This window comes from Thomasclavelia saccharogumia DSM 17460, assembly GCF_000686665.1.
Classification (GTDB): domain Bacteria; phylum Bacillota_I; class Bacilli_A; order Erysipelotrichales; family Coprobacillaceae; genus Thomasclavelia; species Thomasclavelia saccharogumia.
The window spans coordinates 1-21,682 of the sequence record NZ_JMLH01000024.1; the positions used below are offsets into that span (position 1 = coordinate 1).

At 31.1% G+C, this 21,682-nt stretch carries 22 protein-coding genes and 1 riboswitch; of the genes, 8 read left to right on the forward strand and 14 right to left on the reverse strand.

What is annotated here, in order from left to right; genetic code table 11:
- The 11 genes from BR82_RS15345 to BR82_RS0106885 all read right to left on the reverse strand — a co-directional run.
- Positions 1-2,207: prealbumin-like fold domain-containing protein (locus BR82_RS15345; RefSeq protein ID WP_034864358.1), on the reverse strand; the 2,207-nt coding region annotated here is incomplete at its 3' end.
- A 263-nt stretch (positions 2,208-2,470) separates the two neighbouring features.
- A complete protein-coding gene (locus tag BR82_RS0106840) occupies positions 2,471-3,859 on the reverse strand; it encodes a D-2-hydroxyacid dehydrogenase (protein ID WP_187116146.1) in 1,389 nt (462 codons plus the stop codon).
- A 9-nt stretch (positions 3,860-3,868) separates the two neighbouring features.
- On the reverse strand, positions 3,869-5,332 hold the full coding sequence (locus tag BR82_RS0106845; RefSeq protein WP_027089576.1) for a metallophosphoesterase family protein: 1,464 nt from the start codon (positions 5,330-5,332) through the stop codon (positions 3,869-3,871).
- Positions 5,333-5,433: 101 nt separating this feature from the next.
- The gene (gene asnS / locus BR82_RS0106850; RefSeq protein WP_027089577.1) at positions 5,434-6,819 is read right to left on the reverse strand and encodes an asparagine--tRNA ligase; all 1,386 of its coding nucleotides are present in this window, start codon (positions 6,817-6,819) and stop codon (positions 5,434-5,436) included.
- Positions 6,820-6,874: 55 nt separating this feature from the next.
- The gene (locus BR82_RS0106855) at positions 6,875-7,504 is read right to left on the reverse strand and encodes a redox-sensing transcriptional repressor Rex (RefSeq protein ID WP_024722617.1); all 630 of its coding nucleotides are present in this window, start codon (positions 7,502-7,504) and stop codon (positions 6,875-6,877) included.
- Complete coding sequence (gene tsaD / locus BR82_RS0106860; protein ID WP_027089578.1) at positions 7,497-8,531, reverse strand: tRNA (adenosine(37)-N6)-threonylcarbamoyltransferase complex transferase subunit TsaD; 1,035 nt, start codon at positions 8,529-8,531, stop codon at positions 7,497-7,499. The genes BR82_RS0106855 and tsaD overlap by 8 nt, the downstream gene beginning before the upstream one ends.
- A gap of 2 nt (positions 8,532-8,533) precedes the next feature.
- Positions 8,534-8,977 carry a ribosomal protein S18-alanine N-acetyltransferase gene (gene rimI / locus BR82_RS0106865; protein ID WP_027089579.1) on the reverse strand — a complete coding sequence of 148 codons (444 nt, stop codon included), beginning with the start codon at positions 8,975-8,977 and terminating at the stop codon, positions 8,534-8,536.
- Positions 8,971-9,573 carry a tRNA (adenosine(37)-N6)-threonylcarbamoyltransferase complex dimerization subunit type 1 TsaB gene (gene tsaB, locus BR82_RS0106870; RefSeq protein ID WP_027089580.1) on the reverse strand — a complete coding sequence of 201 codons (603 nt, stop codon included), beginning with the start codon at positions 9,571-9,573 and terminating at the stop codon, positions 8,971-8,973. Before tsaB ends, rimI begins: the two co-directional genes overlap by 7 nt.
- Positions 9,570-10,019 (reverse strand): tRNA (adenosine(37)-N6)-threonylcarbamoyltransferase complex ATPase subunit type 1 TsaE, encoded by a 450-nt coding sequence (tsaE, locus tag BR82_RS0106875; protein ID WP_027089581.1) that lies wholly within the window; start codon positions 10,017-10,019, stop codon positions 9,570-9,572. Before tsaE ends, tsaB begins: the two co-directional genes overlap by 4 nt.
- A 10-nt stretch (positions 10,020-10,029) precedes the next feature.
- The gene (locus BR82_RS0106880) at positions 10,030-10,557 is read right to left on the reverse strand and encodes a DUF402 domain-containing protein (RefSeq protein WP_027089582.1); all 528 of its coding nucleotides are present in this window, start codon (positions 10,555-10,557) and stop codon (positions 10,030-10,032) included.
- A gap of 126 nt (positions 10,558-10,683) precedes the next feature.
- Positions 10,684-11,208, reverse strand: a complete 525-nt coding sequence (locus BR82_RS0106885; protein WP_027089583.1) for an energy-coupled thiamine transporter ThiT — start codon at positions 11,206-11,208, stop codon at positions 10,684-10,686.
- 75 nt (positions 11,209-11,283) lie between these two features.
- Positions 11,284-11,383: riboswitch (TPP riboswitch) on the reverse strand.
- 116 nt (positions 11,384-11,499) lie between these two features.
- Here BR82_RS0106885 and BR82_RS0106890 point away from each other — a divergent pair.
- Together BR82_RS0106890 and BR82_RS0106895 are read left to right on the forward strand one after the other, a co-directional pair.
- The gene (locus BR82_RS0106890) at positions 11,500-12,690 is read left to right on the forward strand and encodes an acetate/propionate family kinase (protein WP_027089584.1); all 1,191 of its coding nucleotides are present in this window, start codon (positions 11,500-11,502) and stop codon (positions 12,688-12,690) included.
- A 34-nt stretch (positions 12,691-12,724) separates the two neighbouring features.
- A complete protein-coding gene (locus tag BR82_RS0106895) occupies positions 12,725-13,390 on the forward strand; it encodes a YoaK family protein (protein ID WP_027089585.1) in 666 nt (221 codons plus the stop codon).
- Positions 13,391-13,411: 21 nt separating this feature from the next.
- Here the strand turns inward: BR82_RS0106895 and BR82_RS0106900 are convergent, their stop codons facing one another.
- Positions 13,412-13,930 (reverse strand): hypothetical protein, encoded by a 519-nt coding sequence (locus BR82_RS0106900; RefSeq protein WP_024722624.1) that lies wholly within the window; start codon positions 13,928-13,930, stop codon positions 13,412-13,414.
- Positions 13,931-14,322: 392 nt separating this feature from the next.
- Between BR82_RS0106900 and glmS the strand changes: the two genes are divergently transcribed.
- Both glmS and BR82_RS0106910 read left to right on the forward strand, forming a co-directional pair.
- The gene (gene glmS / locus BR82_RS0106905; protein WP_027089586.1) at positions 14,323-16,140 is read left to right on the forward strand and encodes a glutamine--fructose-6-phosphate transaminase (isomerizing); all 1,818 of its coding nucleotides are present in this window, start codon (positions 14,323-14,325) and stop codon (positions 16,138-16,140) included.
- An 86-nt stretch (positions 16,141-16,226) separates the two neighbouring features.
- Positions 16,227-16,550 carry an alpha-helical endospore appendage domain-containing protein gene (locus BR82_RS0106910; RefSeq protein ID WP_024722626.1) on the forward strand — a complete coding sequence of 108 codons (324 nt, stop codon included), beginning with the start codon at positions 16,227-16,229 and terminating at the stop codon, positions 16,548-16,550.
- Positions 16,551-16,665: 115 nt separating this feature from the next.
- Here the strand turns inward: BR82_RS0106910 and BR82_RS0106915 are convergent, their stop codons facing one another.
- Both BR82_RS0106915 and BR82_RS0106920 read right to left on the reverse strand, forming a co-directional pair.
- Entirely contained in the window at positions 16,666-17,604 is a 939-nt protein-coding gene (locus tag BR82_RS0106915) for an RES domain-containing protein (protein ID WP_027089587.1), read from the reverse strand.
- A 43-nt stretch (positions 17,605-17,647) separates the two neighbouring features.
- Positions 17,648-18,565: a nucleotidyltransferase family protein gene (locus BR82_RS0106920; RefSeq protein WP_027089588.1), complete on the reverse strand. Its 918-nt coding sequence runs from the start codon at positions 18,563-18,565 to the stop codon at positions 17,648-17,650.
- Positions 18,566-19,013: 448 nt separating this feature from the next.
- On the opposite strand from BR82_RS0106920, the gene BR82_RS15350 reads away from it, so the two are divergent.
- The 4 genes from BR82_RS15350 to BR82_RS0106940 all read left to right on the forward strand — a co-directional run bounded on the left by BR82_RS15350 (position 19,014) and on the right by BR82_RS0106940 (position 21,672).
- Positions 19,014-19,637: a TlpA family protein disulfide reductase gene (locus BR82_RS15350; RefSeq protein WP_051592774.1), complete on the forward strand. Its 624-nt coding sequence runs from the start codon at positions 19,014-19,016 to the stop codon at positions 19,635-19,637.
- A complete protein-coding gene (locus tag BR82_RS15355; protein WP_034864362.1) occupies positions 19,637-19,783 on the forward strand; it encodes a CD1871A family CXXC motif-containing protein in 147 nt (48 codons plus the stop codon). Before BR82_RS15350 ends, BR82_RS15355 begins: the two co-directional genes overlap by 1 nt.
- Positions 19,776-20,678, forward strand: coding sequence for a 4Fe-4S binding protein (locus tag BR82_RS15360; RefSeq protein ID WP_240474525.1), 903 nt, complete (start codon positions 19,776-19,778; stop codon positions 20,676-20,678). The genes BR82_RS15355 and BR82_RS15360 overlap by 8 nt, the downstream gene beginning before the upstream one ends.
- Positions 20,679-20,754: 76 nt before the next feature.
- Positions 20,755-21,672 carry an RluA family pseudouridine synthase gene (locus BR82_RS0106940; protein ID WP_027089589.1) on the forward strand — a complete coding sequence of 306 codons (918 nt, stop codon included), beginning with the start codon at positions 20,755-20,757 and terminating at the stop codon, positions 21,670-21,672.
- Positions 21,673-21,682 lie beyond the last annotated feature (10 nt).

The following is a 21,682-nucleotide window of genomic DNA, read 5'->3' on the forward strand; positions in this document are numbered from 1 at the left end:
CCTTTAGCTACTGTTGATCCACTTTCTGGATCACTTGTCTTTGTAATCGTTGGATCTTTTACAACGATTACTGGTGTATTAGCTGTACTTGTTTGTTCTAAATCTTTTTGCGTTGTTTTATCAATCGTTACATCATTACCGCTTTCTGGATCAGTATATGTAGCTGTTCCTTCTGATGTTACCGTATTTAAATATCCTTTATCATCACTTGCTGGCGTACCTTCATTTACTGTTGCTTTAAATGTTACAGTTTTAGTTTCACCTTTTTCAAGTCTGATACTTGCTTCACTAGCTTCTACAAATGTAAAGTAATCAGCATTTTCAAAGACATCATTTAAATCAATATCTAATCCAAGATCTCCAGTATTTTCAAATGTCACTTTGTATTCGATTACTTCACCAGCTCCAGCTACAAAGCCTTTTAAACCGTCTTTTGGTTCCGTCACACGAACTTTATTCATCGTATAACTTACTTCTGGTGCAATATAATGTGTAACTTCTTCTGTAAATTGTTCTTTTTCATACTCATCTGTATTACCAATTATTTTCTTAGCTTTTAAACTTGCCTGGTTGGTAATTATATTTTCTTCCATATTCACAGGATCATATTCTTTTGTAACAACTGTTGGAATGATAATTGTTAATGTTGTTTTTGCATCGATTTGACCTGTCCAGCTTCCATTCCAATGATTTCCAGTTGTAACTTCACCATTTTGATCAATAATCGTATATGGTTTACTAGTATCATATTTTACTTCTTCAGGTAATTGATCAGTAACAATAATATCTCTTACCTTATCAGAAGTGTTTTCTACTGTTAAAATATAATCTATTTTTTGATCTTTTTTAACATATTCACCAGAATCAGGATTACTTGTTTTAGTAATTGTTACTGGTTTATAATTTACTATTTTACCATTTTCAGCTCCATCCCCCTCAATAGTAGCATTACCTTTGTCATCAATAGTAATTGTATAAACAGCTTCATTTTCTACATAACCTTCAGGTGTTTTTGTTTCCCTCATAGTATAAGTGACATTTTCTCCCAACTTAGGCATACGTAAAGTTGGCAAATTTACAGTTCCCGCATTATCTGATGTTGCACTACCAATAACCGAATTTCCATCATATACTGTAAATTCCGCACCTGCAATAGAGTCACCGTTTTCATCTACCTTTGTAAAAGCAACATTTTTCCCATATGCTACTTCTATACTAGTTTGTCCCCCAACAACACCAACACTTGTTGCTTGACTTCCTTCACCAGTTAAAGGATCAGCAACTGTTGCATTAGTTGACATTACTACAATACTTTCATCAATAGGATTTGTTGCAACATTATAGCTATCGCCATAATTTAATAATGCTTGATCCGTAGTCCCCTCAGGAGCAGTGTAATCATTTTCATAAGTGTTGATATTTCCATTTCTGAAAAATTCTTTATTAACTTCACTAATTTTTGGAACATCTACTGGTGTATTATTACCTCCTATCGTAGGTGTTCCCCCAGCCGTAACAGGTTTAATATCAACAGTATATTTAACATTCATTGGTACTTCAAAGTGCCAAGCAGCATTGTTAGAACTAGTCAATTCAGTACCATTAGAAGCTATATATTTTACTCCTGGACTATAATGAAGTGTTCCCGAATTATAAGTATATGTATAATTATTTTCTTTCATCAAAGAATGTAAATTTTGAACATTAATTTTTGTACTTTCAGACAACTCATTTGGTTTAGTTTCATTAAAAATCCATGAACCTGCCTGTTCACCCTCTTCAAAATAAAAAGGTACTGGGACATTTATAGATTCAGGAACTTTATTCACAAATGTAAGTGGTTCTAAAGTACGTAATTGCTGAGTTCCCCAGTTAAATGTAAAAGTTGAAGCATGCTCTAATTTTATGTTCGAATCATATTCTTTTTTTATCGGATTAGATGGAGTTCCATAGATAAGACCATTTCTAATACTTAAATTAATATCAAGCTCTTCATTATTTGTAAAAACAACATTCTCTGCATTTGTTAAATCTGTAATAAAAGAATCATCCGCTCCACGAACAGTATTTTCATACAAATCTAAATCAACGTCTATTCCACCAAAAGGTCTAGTTTCTGCATAACTTGTTATACCCGACATAGTAAATACTGTTACTATAGCAAGCAGTAATATCAGTATTTTTTTAATGTTTTTTAAATTTTTCATCTTTTTTCCCATAATAAATTAGACTATTTAATCTACGTAAAATTTATTAATCTCCTTTCTTTAAAATTTTTATTTGTTACTGGTATATTGATGTACATATCCTAATATTAAGTAGTACATACTTTAATTATAGCACTCTCATTTCTCAAGTCAAATGTAAAAGATTTCTGTCATTGATAAAATCTTTTAACCTTAAATATTTAAAATCATTGAATAAACTTAATCAATAAAAAGCTGTAACAAATCGTTACAGCCCTCTTTTTTTAAAAACTAGTACAAACATTTCTCAATTTATTATTTTTATAACCCTCAATATTTAAACAAACCTCTTCAATTACACGATTACGTGTTTCAATCGGTGCCCACGCAATATGTGGTGTCATAAGCAATTTTGTTGCATCTTTTACTGATAATAAAGGTGATTCATTATCAAAAGGTTCATTTTCAAAAACATCCAAACCAGCTCCAGCAATTTGATAATCCTTTAATGCTTCGACTAAATCCTTTTCATTTACTATTTTACCTCTTCCCACATTAATGAGATATGCTGAAGTTTTCATTTTTCTAAAAGCTTCTTTATCAAAAAGATTTTGTGTTTGCGCATTTAATGGAGCATGAATAGAAATAACATCACTAGTTTTTAATAACGTATCAAAATCTACCTGTTGATAACTTTGTTGATTATTCTTTCCGCTAGTTGAAAAATACTGAACCTTACAATCAAAAGCACTTGCGATACCTGCTACTTTACGACCAATTTCTCCCATTCCAACAATTCCCCATGTTTTCCCTGCTAATTCATGGAAAGTATGACCTAAATGAGTGAACATTGAACTTGAGGAATAATTTCCAGAATCTATGTAATTATGATAATAATGATTTTTATTATAAAGGTCTAAAAGTAAAGCAAATGTATGCTGTGCTACTGCATTTGTAGAATAACCTTTTACATTACAAACTACGATTTTAGCCTTATTACAATATTCTAAATCAATATTATTTACTCCAGTTGCCGTTACACAAATCAATTTCAACTTTGAAGCATCTTTTAATTGCTCTGCTCCTAAGTAATGTTTATTAGTAATTACAACACTAGCATCTTTAATTCTTTCTTTTATTTCTTCTTTTGAACTTTGATCATAAACTGTTACAGCCCCATATTTATTTAATTTAGACAAATCAACATCTTTTCCTAATGTCTCACTATCCAAAAAAACAATTTTTAAATCTTCTTGAAGAATCTCTATTACATCTTTTAATGTTTTTCCACTTAACATTTTACCTAACAAAATAGCTTCATTCAAATCTAAGATCTTTGATGGCTTCCAATTACCACTCATCACACCACTATTTATTTTAAAACTAAGAGCTTTATTCAATAAAGCAATTCCTAACGCCCGATTAGTCATATCATCCATCTTTTCAATATCAGCCATGATCTTATCTGTAAAATTAGGATCTATTCCAGAACAAGACTTGACACAATCTAAAAAAGTATCAAACTTATTTATTTCTTCCCTAAAAATATCATTAAACAATAAAGGTAAAACTATATTATAAAGATCCATTGGTACAGAACCATATCCCTTTGTGAAATTATATAATATTGCACTCCCTAATTTTTCATCTTTCATTCCATCAACTAACTTCATCTTTTTCTCCTAAAACATATTCACTATAATTCTTTGTCGATCTTGTAAAGTCATATCATCATATATAATAAAGCAATACTTAAATCTTTTATAACGATGATCATATTTCAATACATTATAGCTCAAATAACGACTATCACATTCTTTAGCTCCACTACCACATGAAGAACCTGCAGCAATTACATACATCCCATCATGATTCGTAAAAAACGGTAAATGTTTATGACCATGTAAAACATACTGAATCTGATGTTTTCGAAGCCATTCAACTAGTTCCTGACTATCAACTAAGGCCTTAGAACTATCCATAATTCTACCAACAAACATCTTTTCCCGCCATCTCTGTTTCAAAAATTCATCTCTTGTAATCGGAAATAAATGATGATGTAACATTGCTACTAATGTATAGTTTTTTAAATTAGGAATATTTTCTAATTCTTCATCAATATTAGCTAACTGCTCCTGTCCCACTTTACCCCGAGCTAGATTCCCTTCAACTGTAGAGTCGATTTTAATTAAAATAATTTTTTCTTCTTCAAATACTTTAATACTTTCATTCAATAAAAAAGCAATCACTTTACTCTTTTGTTTCTTAAAAATATTAAAACCATTTACAATAACATCATGATTACCTAAAATAAATGAAACATCGCCCCCATACCTATTTTTTAATAGCTTCATAAACCCCGCTGCTTCGTACATATTCTTTCGATTTGGTGAATTCATTAAATCACCAGTAATTAAAAACTTTAACTGATAATATGAACGTAATTGTTTACAAGTATCATCTAAACTTTCCTCTAAAGCCAAACGACCCTGATTTTTCTTTTTGTTACCTAAATGCAAATCACTCAACTGAACAAAATAACTATCATAAGGACTTAAATATTTACTTGAAAAGATCGTCCCATGTTCTATTTTGAACATTGCATCCTCAATATCTTTGACCGTATATACCGGTACAAAAGCCCAATCATCACCTTTAAAAATTAATAAACCCGGCCAGCGATCAATTTGATATAAAGCATTAACAAAATGCTTATACGGACCATAAAATGATAGATCATTCTTTTTTAATAAACTATGGCAATTTAATACACTTACTTTATCACTGCTTAAATCTTCAACCAGCTGAGTCGAAGTTAAATAAATATTGATTGACTCATCATAATTAAAACTAGATAATGCTACAATTTGATATTTATCCCTTTCCACTTTTATATAATCAATTAACTCCTGATAATGCTTAGGGTCAAATTTATCAATTATCTGTTCTACTCTCTTAGCTTTAATAATTGCCATAAATGTATCATAACCAATATTTTCGATTGCATTTATGTTAATATTACGTTTATACATCCACTTTCTAAACTGACATAAGCCACGATATCCATCAAGAATGCGACTAAAATAAGTTACACTATTATCATAAATCAAATTCAAATAACAGTTGATCAAATCATACTCATTCATTTTATCGCCTCCTATTTTATATTATACCGCAATCAAGTAAAGAATAAATAATTAAAATATATTAATTCAACGATTTTAAAAAGCCTATAAAAATAGGCTTTTTAGAATTTCAAATTTCTCGGTGTTCTTGGGAATGGTTCAACATCACGAATATTTTGCATACCAGTTAAATACATTAAGAAACGATCAAATCCTAAACCAAATCCAGCATGTTTACAACCACCAAAACGACGGAGATCCATATACCACTGTAACCCTTCTTTACTCATTTTCTTCTCGTCCATAATTTTCTCTAAAACATCATATCTTTCTTCACGCTGACTACCCCCAACTAATTCGCCAATTCCTGGAACTAACAAATCGCAAGCTGCAACAGTCTTATTGTCATCATTTAAACGCATATAAAACGCTTTGATCTCTTTTGGATAATCAGTTAAAAATACCGGTCCTTTAACAACCTGCTCACAAATATAACGTTCATGTTCACTGTTTAAATCCATTCCCCAAGATACTTTGTTCTTAAATTTAACATCTGCTTTTTCTAATATTTCAATTGCCTCTGTATATGTCATTCGTTTAAATTCACTATCTCTTACTTTAGTAATTCGATTAATACAATCTTTATCGATCATCGATGCAAAAAAGTTCATTTCCTCAGGTGCATTATCTAAAACATAATCAATACAATATTTAACCATATCCTCAATAAGATCCATATCATCTTCAAGATCTGCAAAAGCTATTTCTGGTTCAATCATCCAGAACTCACTAGCATGTCTAGAAGTATTCGAATTTTCTGCTCTAAACGCTGGTCCAAATGTATACACATCTCTAAAAGCCATCGCAAATGCTTCAACATGTAACTGTCCAGTAACTGTTAAGAAAGCTTCTTTTTCAAAGAAATCTTCTTTGAAATTTGTATCATCAATCGTTGTTGCTCTAAACATTTCTCCAGCACCTTCACCATCATTACTAGTAATGATTGGCGTATGAACATAAACAAATCCTTGTGATTGGAAAAATTCATGAATCGCCATTGATAATACACTACGTAATCTAAAAATTGCGTAAAATGAATTAGCTCTTGGTCTTAAATGAGGAATTTCGCGCATATATTCAAATGAATGCCGTTTCTTTTGTAAAGGAAAATCTTCATCACAGCGACCTTCAATTTCAATTTCTGTTGCCTCAACTTCAAATGGCTGTTTTCCCTCTGGCGTCAATTTCAATTTACCAACTACTCTAATAGCACTTCCTGTTGATAACTTATCAATTTCAGCATAATTTTCAATTCCTTGTTCAGTGTAAACAATTTGTAAGTTTTTAAAATACGTTCCATCGTTAAGTGCAATAAACCCTAATTTACCACTATTACGATTAGTTCGAACCCATCCCTCAAGTTCAACATACTCATAACCCTCTAAATCCATTACCTGGTTACTTAAAAACATTTCATATAGTTCTCTAACCGTTATAAATTCAAACATATTAATCCTCCTAGTTTTACATATTATATACTTTATTCACGCGACTATTCAAGTATTATTGCTGATTTGAATCCATCTTAATTACTAACTCTTGAATCGCGACGACTACATCGACCTGCTGTACTTCAACCCCTGGTCTAACCGTAAAATGGGTATGGGTAAAATCGACGATTCCTTTTATTCCTAAATCCATTAAACGATCAACTGTTGCCTGAACATTTTCTGAAATAGCTAGAATTGCAATCTTACAATCCCTAGGAAATGTTTTTTCTAAATCATCGATATTATATAATTTGACCCCAAAACGTTCTCCCTCTTTATTTTTATCCTGATCGTAACCACAGACAATTTTCCCGACTGTATATTGCCAGCGATTATATTTTAAGATTGCACTGCCTAAATTTCCAACTCCGATCAAAATAATCGACTCATCTAGACCTAAACCAAGCACTTCACTTAAACCATCGATCAAGTGTTTAACGTCATAACCTTTACCCCGTTGTCCAAAATTATCTGTTTTTGACAAATAAGTAAAATCCCGACGAATCGTGGTATCCTGGATTCCGGTTAATTCTGATAATTCACTAGATAAACAGTTTTCTTTTCCTTCATGCTGCATCTTTCTTAATGCTTTTAAATAAACCGGATAACGCGACATCGTCGCATTAGAGATTTTTTTATCCATTTCGATCAACCTCACTAACCGATTCATTTTCAAGATCCAAATTAGGTTTTATCCCTAAAGATAAATCACTAAACATTTTTAAATCATACATTTCTTTAGCCGCTAAAGCAATCATCATCGCATTATCGGTACAACAGCTCATTGGCGGTAATAATAATTCAACCCCATCTAAATCTTTAACAGCTGTTTCCATAGCTTTTCTTAATCCCCGATTAGCACTGACACCACCAGCCAGCATTACTTGTTTTATCTCATAAGTTTTAGCGGCTCTAATTGTTTTATCGACCAAAACTGCAATCACGACTTCTTGAAAAGAAGCAGCTAAATCATTTTTATTTATTATTTCACCACGCTGCTTAGCTTTATGATTTAAATTAATTACTGCTGATTTTAACCCGCTAAAACTAAAATTATAACTATCATCATCTAAAGGAACAGGCAAATCATAAGTATGTTTACCAGCACTTGCCATTTTATCGATCACCGGCCCACCAGGATATGGTAAGTTTAATACCCGCCCTACTTTATCATAAGCCTCGCCAACAGCATCATCTAAAGTTGTCCCAATTACTTCAAATTCAAATGGTGCTTTCAACAAAACCAGTTCACTATGGCCACCGCTTACAACTAAGCATAAACTTGGATAAATCATATCTTGATTATAATTATTAGCGTATATATGTCCAGCAATATGATGAACTCCGATCAATGGTTTATGATATGCCATGGCTATCGTCTTAGCCGCCTGCAAACCAATATGCAGTGATCCAACCAGCCCCGGTCCTTTAGTAACCGCTATGGCATCAATTTCATCAATCGTGATATTGGCCTTTTTTAAAGTTTCTTTTAATACTAGACTTACACACTCTACATGTTTTCTACTGGCAATTTCTGGAACAACGCCTCCATATAAAGCATGAACATCAATTTGTGAAGCTACAACACTCGATAAAAATTCCCGCTTATCTTTTAATATTGCCATTGCCATTTCATCACAACTTGATTCGATTGCTAAAATCAGTGACATCTTTATACCTCCATTTCTTTTATCATTAAATATGCATCTTCATGATTATCCTGATAATAGTTCTTTCTAATTGCCACGATCTTGAAACCACATTTTTCATACAGCTTGATTGCTTTTTGGTTTGATATCCTAACTTCTAAATTAATATTAGCATATCCCATCGTTTTCGTGATTTCTTCACATTTATCCATTAATTTTTTGGCATAACCACTACCTTGATATGCTTTCTTTATCCCTAAAGTCGTTATTTGCGTCTGATCACCTAATAACCACATCCCAATATATCCAATTATTTCTAACTCATCTTCTAAAACTAGAATCGTTGAAAACGCATTTTTTTCCAATTCATAATAAAACGCTTCTTTATCCCAAGGGGAACTAAACAGTTCCTGCTCTAAAGCAACGATTTTATCAATATCTAAAAGATCCATCCGTCTAATCAGCATATCTTTTTAGCCTCAACATCTTTTAAATACTGTGGTACTAGATTATCGACATCCTTTACATAATCGACACTTTTAGCAGCCTGATATATATTATTACTTAAATCAATTTCAACTTTATCATGACCCACTATTTCACTATCACCCCAAACAGGGTAATTGGCATATTGCTTTTTAAAAGCCGCAAATTCTTCAATCAACATGATTTGATCAGCGACAACGCTATGATTATTATCATAAACACCAACAAATATTTTTTTACTGCGAGCATCAATAACACTGATTGCTTTATTTTTCCCGACATAACCATGTAAAGAAGATACTGCTTTGATTTTGATCTTACTTATCGCTGCTAAAGTTTTAGCAATCGTTAATGCGACTCTTTGTCCAGTATAGGAACCAGGCCCGATCGTTATGATCATTTCATCAACATCGAGAACATTAAAACTATTTTTTTCTAACATCGCATTTAAATATGTTAAAGCATATTCTGACTGGCGCCGATTGCCTTTTTCTTGATATTTGTCAATACATTGACCATCTTCATACAAAGCTATTACTAAATAAATATTTGATGTATCCATTACAATTGTTTTCATTTAAAGTCCTCCATCAATTGTTCATATTTGGAACCTACTGCTTTAAAAGTAAACTCACGAGCATCTTCATCGATTTTTTTAATTATGATTTCTAATCTTTCTTCTGGTAAAATATCAGCAATAAATTCTGCCCATTCAATCACACAAATATCATCACTATCAAAAATTTCTTCAAAACCTAGATCATCATCTTGATCTTCTAAACGATAAGCATCAAAATGTGATAGATTTGATCTGCCATGATATTGTTTTAAGATGGTAAAAGTAGGACTATTTATGATCTTTTCAATTCCTAATCCTAAACCAATTCCTTTAGTAAAAGTAGTTTTACCAGCCCCTAGATCACCGCTTAAAGTAATCAGCATCTGGGGTTTTAATTTTTCGCCTAATCTTTTACCTAATTCAATTGTTTCTTCGAGATTATTTACTTTGATTACTTTCTCCATCTTTAACTCCTTATGTTAAATCTTCATAAACATGATACCAGTGTTTAGTAAAGTCTTCATTAAAAGGCTTTTCACCCTTTGAAGCATGATCAATTAAGATACTTAACTGTTTTTTCAATATTTTATCTAATTCTTTTGAATAATTCATTTGTTTAGCATGCTGCTTATACTCTTCTTCATCTAAGATCCGATAATTTCCATCAGGAAACACCTTTAGATCCAAATCATAATCAATATACTTTAAAGCTTCACCATCATATAAAGTTGGAGAAGCAATATTACAATAATAATAGACTCCAGTTTTACGAATCATACAAATAACATTATACCATTTTTTCTTTGGAAAATAACAAATCGCCGGTTCTCTTGTATGCCACATTCTCCCATCTGCTTCCGTTACCAAAGTACGATTATTTATCGCAATAAAATGTTCCTCATTTTCATCTAAGATAAATCCCTTGGACCAGCAGCGATGAATACTTCCATCATGCTTATAACAATGAATTAATACTTTTTTTCCTATCAGGGAATTTGACATCTTTTACTACCTCTCTTTTATAACAGTAACATTATACACAAATTGAGTATCTTTTTAAAGATGTAACTTTAATTCTTGATACCAATCAAAAAATCTCACTACCTAGTAATGAGATTTAAAAGACTATTATTTGATTGTATTTTTCAACCGTGGATATAGAATCATAAATAAAACAAAGCAAACTACTAAAGTTGCTAGATTATATGGAACATTATAAGCTAAATTAGCTTGTAATGGTGTTGCAAAAGCATACCATCCTGAAATTAAATGACAAATCGTTTTTAATACCATTACAACAATGATTCCAATCGGAAGATCAAAATTTTTGATCTTGATCAAGGGAATAAATCCAACCATTCCCACGATTGCCATTGGCAGTAAATAATCAAATATTACTGACAGTGCCCCATAAAAAGTTGCTAATCCTAAGACAAAATGTAATCCGACACAGACTAACGAAACGACGATTCCATAGCAGGCTCCCATCAAATAACTGCAAAGCATTAAAACTACTAGTGAAAATGCAACGTTTCCCCCCTGTGGCATAGTTGGTGTAAATTGTGTTAGATATTCTAAAACAATTTGTAATGCTGCAAATATTGCCATATAAGTCATGGTTTTGGTGTTGATTTCAAATTTTTTGTTTTTCATTCTTCTTTGTTTCCCCTTTCTTATAAAAAGAGCCAAACAAAATTAAAAAAGCTTTTTTACAAGCGCAAAAAAGCAAATAATTTAAAATTGCTCTCTCTACGCTGGCATTACCCAGTTCAGATGATAAGGGACAAGGTTTTACCCTTTCTCAGCTAACGCGCCCCTGGCTCATTTATATTATAAATGTTATCGACAAAATAGCAAGAAAAAAAACAATAAAGCTAATGTATTTAACTAGTAATTTTATAAAATGATGTTATAATGTCCATAGATTAAGGAGGCTTTGTGAAAATGGCAAAAATTATTTCTGTAAACGCAGGTAGTTCTTCATTAAAATTTCAACTATTTGAAATGGATGATGAATCTGTTATTACTTCTGGGGTAATCGAGAGAATTGGTTTAAATGATTCAATTTTTACGATCAAATACAATGGTAAAAAAACCGTGACAACTAGTTCGATCGAAAACCATAAAGTTGCTGTGCAGCTTTTATTAGATACATTAATTGAAAAAGGAATTGTAAAAGATTTAAATGAAATCAAAGGGGTTGGACATCGTGTTGTTCAAGGGGGCGCTTATTTCAGCTCATCAGCAGTTATTGATGAAGATGTTGTAAAGAAGATCGATGAATTAAAATCACTTGCACCTTTACACAATCCAGCTCATTTGACAGGGTATTATGCATTTAAAGAAGCTATTCCTAATGCTGGTGCTGTAGCTGTATTTGATACAGCTTTCCATCAAACATTAGAACCAAAATGTTATATTTATCCTATTCCATATAAATACTATACTGATTATAAAGTTCGTAAATACGGTGCTCATGGAACTAGTCATTACTATGTTTCTCATCGCTGTATTGAAATGATGGGAAATCCTGAACATTCAAAGATCATTGTTGCTCATTTAGGAGCCGGCGGATCTTTAAGCGCTGTTAAAGATGGAATCTCTATAAATACCTCAATGGGCTTTACACCATTAGCAGGTATCATGATGGGAACTCGCAGCGGTGATGTCGATCCTTCAGTAATCGATTATTTGATTGAAGAAGTTGGGATGGATATGAAAGAAGTTATCAAGATGTTGAATAAAGAATCTGGGTTATTAGGTATTTCAGGAATATCCAGCGATTTTAGAGATGTTCAAAATGCTGCGATGGAAGGAAATGAAAGAGCCCAATTAGCAATCGATATTTTCTATCGTCGTGTTATTGCTTATATTGGACGTTATTTCATTGCTTTAGGTGGTGTAGATGCAATTTGCTTTACAGCTGGAATTGGTGAAAATTCTTTCTTTGCTCGTAAAGGAATTTGTGATTTATTAAAAGATGCCTTAGGTATTGAAATTGATGAAGATGCAAATGTAAATGGTCAGGGAGATCGTTTGATCAGCACCCCTGATTCAAAAGTAAAAGTTTTTGTAATCCCAACTAATGAAGAGTTAGTTATCGCTCGCGATACTAAACGTTTATTAAATTTATAAAAATACATGTAGCTTAAAGCTACATGTTTTGTCTATGAAGATCAAAAATTTTTTTAAAGCAACGATTCACGAATCACTGCTTATCGGCATTCTACTTGCTTTAGTTGGGGGTTTTTTAGATATTTATACTTACATTCTAAAAGGTAATGTTTTTGCCAATGCCCAAACTGGGAATATGGTTTTAATGGGGTTAAAATTAGCTAATCAGGATTATCTTGGTGCTTTTTACTATTTGATTCCTATATCAGCCTTTTTTTTGGGAATTATCATTAGCGAATATATAAAACATAAATTAAGTAAAGTTCAATACATCGAATGGCAGCACTTGATCATCATTATTGAAATCATCATTCTAGTAATTATTGCTTTTCTTCCTAAAAATGTCCCAAATCTAATTTGTAACGTTACGATCGGTTTAGTTTGTTCTTTACAGGTAAATGCTTTTAGAACTACAAACGGTCTACCTTATGCATCAACTATGTGTACAGGTAATTTAAGATCAGCGGGACAAAAATTAGCTTCTTATTTATTTAAAGACGATAAAGATGCTTTAAGCCATTGTTTTCGTTATTTGATCATCATTGCTTCTTTTATTTTAGGTGCCATTATTGCAACTATTTTAGTTAGTATTTTTGATCATATGGCTTTATTATTTTGCTGTCTTATTCTAATTATCATTTTACTTATTTTAGTTTATTAGCCTATTAATTAGGCTCTTTTTTTATTTTAATAAATGCTCTTCTACATAATCGATAATTTCCTGACGATTGCTTAAAACTTCACAAAACGGTTTTCTTAAATCTAAACGCTGCATATCCACACAACGAATCTCACTTAATTGTAAACGGCTCTTGGTTTTGGTTTTTGACATCATTACATCAATATCGAGTTCAAATTCCGGATTACAGCTAGTCCCTTTCAACGAAGTGCAGGGAATGATCAACATTTTATACCCTAGATCTTTAAGTACATAACACCAATGTCCATCCATTAGTTCTTTAGGAAAACCACGGCCGATATTGAAATAAGCCAACTGATGAATCTTAGGTCGACAAGGTAAATGATAATATGTACTGTCAATATCACGACCCCCATCTTTAACTAAGTGACAGTAAAAATATTCTAACTGATTTGTTAAATGTTTTAACGAACAGCTGTATTTTTCTACATCATAAATGCCAGTTTCTTCAAGGTTTTCTAATGATTTACTGATTTCAGCTAAATTATCATGAATACTCATATTTTTTATCCTCCTATTATCTTTTACATCACTAATCGTAAAATTACTTTTATTTTTTACTGATTTTATTTTTTTATTCATTAATAAAACAATTTTTTAATTTTATTATTTTGGCAACGTTTTCAGCAAAAAAACATATAATAATTTAGGTTGCTTTTTTATTTCTATTTGTATATAATAGCAACTGTTATTAAGGAGACAAGTAAAAAATAGCGCCAGGACTAATTCAATTAGTTGACGAGGACTAGGTTTATCGAAATATTCGGCGGGTGACCTAGAGGTATGATACTACCTAAACAATGAACAAAAATAATGAGTGATCATTAAACAAATTCATTCGGTATCCTCCATTAATAACATAATAAAAACTAAATATTATGGAGGAATTTTTTATGTGCGGAATTACTGCGTTTTCAGGTAAAGAAGAAGCTTTACCATTCTTATTACAAGGACTTCACAAACTGGAGTATCGTGGTTACGACTCAGCTGGAGTGACTCTTGTTGATAAAGATAAACTATTCACGATCAAAGCTAAAGGGAGACTTCAAAATCTAGTCGATCGTTTAGATCAGGCTGTCCCTAGCGGCTGTGTGGGAATTGGTCATACGCGCTGGGCAACTCATGGAGTTCCATCAAATCTTAATTCTCATCCTCATACCAATAATGACAACACTATTTCCTTAGTGCATAATGGAATTATTGAAAATTATCGTGAGTTAAAAGAAAAATTAATTGCTAAAGGCTATACTTTTCATAGTGAAACTGATAGCGAAGTTGTTGTTCATTTATTAGATTCTTATTATCAAGGAAATATGCTTGAAGCTTTAAGAAAAGTAATTAATCGAATTGAAGGCAGTTATGCTCTTTGTATTGTTTCAACTTTAGAACCAGATACAGTTTATGTAACCAAAAAAGACAGTCCTTTAGTTTTAGGAACAAATGATGATGCCAGCTTTGGAGCAAGTGATATTCCTGCTTTATTGGATTATACTAAAGATGTTTATTTTATCGAAGATTATGAAATTGCAAAATTATGTAAAAATAAAATCACTTTTTATGATCGTCAAGGTAACACGATCGATAAGAAGACTACTCATATCCCATATGATAATGAAGCAGCTCAAAAAGGCGGTTATGATACTTTTATGTTAAAAGAAATTCATGAACAGCCTTATGCCATCAGTGAAACCCTTAGAGGACGCGTTGAAGGTGAAGATCAAATCATTCTACCTGAGCTTGATAATTTAAAAGATCGTTTTGCAACTTTTAATAAAGTATACTTCGTTGCCTGTGGTACAGCTTATCATGCGTGTTTATCAGGAGCTAATATTTTAGAAAGACTTACTGGTTTTCCGACTTTTACCCAAGCAGCCTCTGAATTTAGATATGGTGATCCAATCATTGATGAAAAGACTTTATGTATCTTTGTTTCTCAATCAGGAGAAACTGCTGATACAATGGCAGCTTTAAGATTAGCTAAAGAAAAAAAGGCAACAACTCTTGCAATTGCAAATGTCCTTGGTTCAAGTATTTCTAGAGAAGCAGAAGCCACTATTTACACTTGTGCCGGACCTGAGATTGCTGTTGCTAGTACTAAAGCTTATACAACTCAAGTAATTGTTTTACTATTACTGGCAATCTATATTGCTCAAAGTTTAGGTAAAGAAGATGAAATCTATAAAGACCTTATTAAAGGAATTGCTAAATTACCTCAACAAATCGAAGATATTTTAAAAGATGAAAAGATTTTTGAAAATTATGCTAATTATTTAAAAGATCAGCATGATGCTTATTATATTGGACGTAGTTTAGATTATGCTTCTGTTTTAGAAGGGGCATTAAAATTAAAAGAAGTTTCTTATATTCATGCCGATGCTTATATTGCTGGAGAATTAAAACATGGACCAATTGCATTAATTGAAAATGGCAGTGTCGTTATTGCTGTTGCAACACAACCGCATATTGCTGCCAAAACAATCAGCAATATTCAAGAAACGATTGCTCGTGGAGCGAAAGTTATCTTATTTACCTTAGAAGGTGAAGAAGTCGGTAATGTTAACGAAACTTATTATATGCCTAATGTAAACCCCATTCTTCAAGCTGTGCTAGTAGCTATTCCTTTACAATTGATTAGCTATTATGCTGCAAAAATTAAAGGATGCGATGTCGATAAACCTCGTAACCTTGCAAAATCAGTTACTGTTGAATAAAGAACGTGAAATCACGTTCTTTTATTATAATCGTCTAGTTCATTTTCTTTCTAATACATATCTTAAATTAGAAAGGAGATGAGAGAATGGAATCTTATGATAAAAAACATTGTAACGACAAATGGTGCATTGAAGACTGCAACAACATTCACTGTGTTGATCAACGCTGCGCTTTAACTGCAATTATTCAATCAGTAGCTATGATAGAAGCTTCTTTGTCTTCAATCATTTGTGTTGAGGCAATGAAATTAAAAAAAGCTGTTTGTTTAGCTAATGATCTTGATTCGTTAATTAGAATTAATGAATCTGTTCAAGAAACACTTGATGCTATTAGCCAATTAGAAGAATCATTAAAACAAAAAGCTGTTTATGCAATTGAAGCTCTAAACGAATTATCAAACAAAAAATAAACTATTAATAATGTACAAACAAAAGGAATAAGCTCAATGTCTTATTCCTTTCATATTCATATCAACATGTATTCAAAAAAGCACCTTCACTTTTTACATTTTGTTTCTTTTCAAATTAGTTATATATCAATTCTTTAAAAACGCTATAATTTTTATTAGGAGTTATATTAAATAAACTTAACAATTTATGATCATACAATTCATCTTGATGATATTCAGGAATAAAAACATAATTATCATCAAAACGTTTATTTTCATAACTTTTGATTGATAAATATTTTATACACCGATAATCATATTTACGCTTACTGGCAATTGAAGCTGTAACCAATTGTGGAATTACATAATTTGAACTATAAGTACTCTTTTTATTATTAACTTTAATACTACAAGCCATCAATAACAATAGCTTTAACATTGCCATTTTTATCTCTATTAATGACATTTTTTCAAGATCTTTTAAAAAGAATGGTGTTAAATCAAAACATTTAAACGGTCTTTTAACCTCAAAATCACCAATAAAAAAATTTTCCGTAAAATCATCTATATTCAATTCCGCTTTGACACCTTCAATACTGCTAGCTAAATATAAACAAGGAAATCCTGAAATACTATATCTTTCATTACCAACAAGATTTCTTTTATCAAAAGGAATATGAAAAATTTGTTTCACAAATCTTTTGGCATCAATCAAATCATGATCATTGATGATCCGACCTCGATACAACAAATCAACTTTACTCTCTTTTTCAAATTCATCAGCTAAAGAATGATTTAAATATTTATTTGAAAAAAGAATATTATAAATAATATTACTGGCACTTCGTATATCACCTTTTTCATAAATACGCCATGCCTTTAAAATACTATCTCGTAAACGATTAAATACTTTTAAATAAGTTTCATCAAAAATGTTGTCATATTTGATAATAATCTTCCTTAGCTGTAAGCTTTTTTTCAAAAAAGCTCGATAACACTGATAATCAAATTCACATTCAATAATTATAAAATTCCCAGCTTTTATTTCCTTTTCTAACATCTCAACTATTTCCATCATCACTTCTCCTTTTAAAAAAGAGATTATTTTTCATAATCCCTTAATATAACTTATCTGGATAAATACCTGCACTAATCAATTCTTTAATACTATCAATTACAGACTGCTTATCCTCTTGATAAGTAACACCAAACCAATTATCTTGTGACTTCAAGACAGTTACATCAGCTTTTTTTTCTTTCAATAAATCCCCTATTATTGTTGGTAACAAATACTCTGATTTTGTATCTTCATCATCCAACTGAGATAAGAAATTTTTAAATTTCTGTTCTAAAACTGTAAAAATATCTGGCTGTAAAGCCCACATATTCATTGATACTGGCACTTGTAAATCAATATTGATCATATCTTCACCAGCTTTTACAAATGCACAATCATTGCCTTTTTCAATATTATGTGTTTCAACTATATCAATTAAATGATTATCTTCATTCACACTGCAGATTCCTCTAGTTACCCCACCATTATCACTTAAAGTGTTTTTTAAAATAAAACTCACCATGGCAATTTGTTCTTTACCGTTACTTACCTGATCATTAACTAAATAGTCATATGCTTCTTTATACGCCTGTTTACCATAATAATCATCAGCATTAATTACTAGAAATGGTTCTTTAACTACATTCTTACAACATAAAATAGCCTGCCCTGTTCCCCATGGCTTAGTTCTATTTTTTAATTTTTCTTGATAAACTTCAGGAATATTATTTAACTCCTGAAATACATATTCAACATCGATAACTTGTTTGATTCTTGAGCCGATCACCCGATCAAATTCTTCTTCTAAGTCCTTACGGATTACAAATACCACTTTATTAAAACCTGCTTCTTTTGCATCATAAATTGAATAATCCATAATAATTTCATCATTTGGTCCCACTGGTGCTAATTGCTTTATCCCACCACCAAAACGACTGCCGATACCTGCTGCCATAATAACTAATGTAATATTCTTCATACTTTCCCTCATTTCTTAGCGTTATCGTATTAATTATATACTATAACATCTTTTTTTTCTAGGCAATGTCGTAAATTGCCTTAATTTGTCATAAAAAACAGCGTTGATACAAATACTACTTCCTAATTTAAACTTTATTGATTCTTCAAGAAATTACTTTAATCAAACACATTTACCCTTTCAACACGATCTTAAATTCATTCACATACTAATAAAATCTTTCTTACTTTTTTATCATTTTTACTATATGCAATCATCCTTTTAAAAGCATATTGTATTTTAGTCTTCATAATATTAATAATTTATATTATACTAATTTTATAATAGTTTGTTCTATTCAATTAAAACCATCTTGAATAGAACAAATATAATTTACAATCTTCGTTATTTTTAATAAAGATTTTATCTTAATTATGTAACGATACTAAAAGAAAAGGAGTAATTTTAAATGACATTCAAAAATAAAAAAAGTAATAAAATTTTAATTGCTGGGATGCTGTGGCTTACAGCTTTAAGCGCCTGCACTTCTACCGAATCCTCAAATAACAATAATATTGATAAAAATAATGTATCAGTAAACGAATCTCTACAATCCGATTTTACTGGTACATCACTAGGTAAATTTACTATCAAAGATATCAACGGCAAACAATATAATCAAGATATGTTCAAAGATTATGATTTGACGATGATCAATATATTCACTACCTGGTGTTCGCCTTGTGTAGCTGAAATTCCTGACTTAGAAAAAATCCATACTACCATGGCTGAACAAAAAGTTAATGTTGTAGGAGTAGTATTGGATGTCTTAGATGAAAAAGGCAATATTATTCAAGAATATCTTGAAAAAGCACAATCATTAGCTAAACAAACCGGTGCCACATATCCTATTTTAATACCTGATTCAACTTATATGAATGGGCGATTAATAGGCATTGAAGCAATTCCCGAAAGTTTCTTTGTCGATAAAAATGGTAATATCGTTGGTGAAACTTACAGCGGCAGTCGTGATTTTGAAGATTGGAAAAAATTAATAGAAGATAATTTAGCTGATTTAAAGAGGGATAATTAATGAAGCGCTATCGTTCATGTGCAAACGGTCTTTTAATAACTGTTTTAGGACTCATAATGATGTTATTAGGAATCTATCGCGGTGAAGTAGCTGTATTATTTACAAAAGCGATAAATATTTGTTTGGAGTGTATTGGAATTGGATAAGAAAAATATAAAAATAAAAGAGTGGGGACGACATCGAATTCAAATTTTTTGGATGTTACTAACTAATAGCTATTTAATTGGTTTTATTCAAGGGAAAATCTATAAAGGAAAATTAAAAAACTTATGTGTTCCAGGCATGAATTGTTACTCTTGTCCAGGAGCATTAGGAGCTTGTCCCATCGGTTCCCTTCAAGCCGTTATTGGAAGCTGGAATTTTAAGTTTTCTTTTTATGTGATTGGTTTCCTTTTATTTATTGGTGGACTAGTGGGTCGCTTAATTTGTGGCTGGTTATGTCCTTTTGGATTGATTCAGGATCTACTGCATAAAATTCCTTTTTACAAAAAAATAGAAACATTTCCTGCTGATCGTCTTTTGCGAAAATCAAAGTACGTTATTCTTGTGATTTTTGTAATTCTGCTGCCATTATTTTTAGTAGATATTCTAGGTCAAGGCACGCCTTATTTTTGTAAATTGATCTGTCCAGTAGGAACTTTAGAAGGCGGAATTCCATTAGTTTTATTAAACAAATCGATGCATAGTGCTCTTAGCTGGCTATATGTCTGGAAAAATTTTCTTTTAGCATCAATAATTATTTTATCAATTATCATCTATCGTCCGTTTTGTAAATATCTTTGTCCACTAGGGGCCATCTATTCTTTGTTTAATTCTGTTTCAATCTTTAAATATCGCGTAGATAAAGAAAAATGCTGTCATTGTAATAACTGTGCTAAAGTTTGTAAAATGCAGGTCGATCCTGTTAAAAATGCTAATTATTTTGAATGTATTCGCTGTGGATCATGTAAAAAAGCATGTCCGACTGGTGCAATTACTTCCGGTTATTTAAAAAGTGAATTTGCCAAAACAAATAAAAACTGTAATAAAATAAATATTTAATAATTTTAATATAATGTTATAATGCAGATGACCTGATTTATTCAAAAACTTTAAATATATAATAGGGGTGAACTAAATGAATTATAAAATTCAGGGGAATTATTTAACATTGATCATTGATGAACAGTTTACCAATAAAACAGTTAGAGAATTACTAGACTGGTTACATTTATCTAAAAAAACTATTCATCTATTAAAACAAAATAAAGAATATTTTTTAAATAATAACTATGTAAATGAAACCCATTTACTAAACAAAAATGATCTATTTAAAATAAAAGCTTTTAATGAAGAATATATCGATTACCTTCCCCAAGCATATCCTTTAAAAATAGTTTATGAAGATGATTTTATTTTGATTGTCGATAAACCAATAAACACTATTATATATCCCGAAACAAAAAAAGAATTAAACACATTATGTAATTATATAGCTAATTATTATCTAGAAACAAATCAAGCTTTAACAATTCGCCATATCCATCGTCTTGATCAAGATACTACCGGACTAGTAATATTTTGCAAGTGTCCTCTTATTCAACCATTATTAGACGATATGATGGCTAACAAGCTAATTAAAAGAAGTTATCTAGCTGTTTGTAACGGTATCATCGATCATGATATTACTATTAATAAAGCAATTGCTCGTGATCGTCATCAAAATAAAATGAGAGTCTCAAAAAACGGTCAAAAAGCTGTTACAAAGATAAAAATTTTAGGTTCTAATCATCAAAAAAACTATACTGTCTGTAAATGTGATCTAGAAACCGGACGCAAACATCAAATTCGTGTTCACTTAGCTTCAATCAATCATCCTTTATTAAGCGATCCTTTATATGGATATAAAAGTAAACTTATCAAGCGGACTGCTTTACATGCTTATAAATTAGAATTTCTCCATCCAATTACTAATGACCCAATTATTGTAAAAACCCCGCTTCCTCAAGATATGGAATTTATCAATGATCAAATAGATTTAAGCAAAAAGGTTTGAAACTGATTTT

What these genes read in the sequence shown, in the direction of transcription:
- BR82_RS0106885 (WP_027089583.1), bottom strand. Translation starts at nt 11,208, where the DNA reads ATGAAAAACAAAAAATTTGAAATCAACACCAAAACCATGACTTATATG.
- BR82_RS15355 (WP_034864362.1), top strand. Translation starts at nt 19,637, where the DNA reads ATGAAGCGCTATCGTTCATGTGCAAACGGTCTTTTAATAACTGTTTTA.
- BR82_RS0106900 (WP_024722624.1), bottom strand. Translation starts at nt 13,930, where the DNA reads ATGAGTATTCATGATAATTTAGCTGAAATCAGTAAATCATTAGAAAAC.
- tsaE (WP_027089581.1), bottom strand. Translation starts at nt 10,019, where the DNA reads ATGGAGAAAGTAATCAAAGTAAATAATCTCGAAGAAACAATTGAATTA.
- BR82_RS0106855 (WP_024722617.1), bottom strand. Translation starts at nt 7,504, where the DNA reads ATGGATAAAAAAATCTCTAATGCGACGATGTCGCGTTATCCGGTTTAT.
- BR82_RS0106880 (WP_027089582.1), bottom strand. Translation starts at nt 10,557, where the DNA reads ATGTCAAATTCCCTGATAGGAAAAAAAGTATTAATTCATTGTTATAAG.
- BR82_RS0106895 (WP_027089585.1), top strand. Translation starts at nt 12,725, where the DNA reads ATGAAGATCAAAAATTTTTTTAAAGCAACGATTCACGAATCACTGCTT.
- BR82_RS0106920 (WP_027089588.1), bottom strand. Translation starts at nt 18,565, where the DNA reads ATGAAGAATATTACATTAGTTATTATGGCAGCAGGTATCGGCAGTCGT.
- BR82_RS0106890 (WP_027089584.1), top strand. Translation starts at nt 11,500, where the DNA reads ATGGCAAAAATTATTTCTGTAAACGCAGGTAGTTCTTCATTAAAATTT.
- tsaD (WP_027089578.1), bottom strand. Translation starts at nt 8,531, where the DNA reads ATGTCACTGATTTTAGCAATCGAATCAAGTTGTGATGAAATGGCAATG.
- BR82_RS0106840 (WP_187116146.1), bottom strand. Translation starts at nt 3,859, where the DNA reads ATGAAGTTAGTTGATGGAATGAAAGATGAAAAATTAGGGAGTGCAATA.
- asnS (WP_027089577.1), bottom strand. Translation starts at nt 6,819, where the DNA reads ATGTTTGAATTTATAACGGTTAGAGAACTATATGAAATGTTTTTAAGT.
- BR82_RS15350 (WP_051592774.1), top strand. Translation starts at nt 19,014, where the DNA reads ATGACATTCAAAAATAAAAAAAGTAATAAAATTTTAATTGCTGGGATG.
- BR82_RS0106940 (WP_027089589.1), top strand. Translation starts at nt 20,755, where the DNA reads ATGAATTATAAAATTCAGGGGAATTATTTAACATTGATCATTGATGAA.
- tsaB (WP_027089580.1), bottom strand. Translation starts at nt 9,573, where the DNA reads ATGAAAACAATTGTAATGGATACATCAAATATTTATTTAGTAATAGCT.
- BR82_RS0106845 (WP_027089576.1), bottom strand. Translation starts at nt 5,332, where the DNA reads ATGAATGAGTATGATTTGATCAACTGTTATTTGAATTTGATTTATGAT.
- BR82_RS0106910 (WP_024722626.1), top strand. Translation starts at nt 16,227, where the DNA reads ATGGAATCTTATGATAAAAAACATTGTAACGACAAATGGTGCATTGAA.
- BR82_RS0106915 (WP_027089587.1), bottom strand. Translation starts at nt 17,604, where the DNA reads ATGGAAATAGTTGAGATGTTAGAAAAGGAAATAAAAGCTGGGAATTTT.
- glmS (WP_027089586.1), top strand. Translation starts at nt 14,323, where the DNA reads ATGTGCGGAATTACTGCGTTTTCAGGTAAAGAAGAAGCTTTACCATTC.
- rimI (WP_027089579.1), bottom strand. Translation starts at nt 8,977, where the DNA reads ATGCTGATTAGACGGATGGATCTTTTAGATATTGATAAAATCGTTGCT.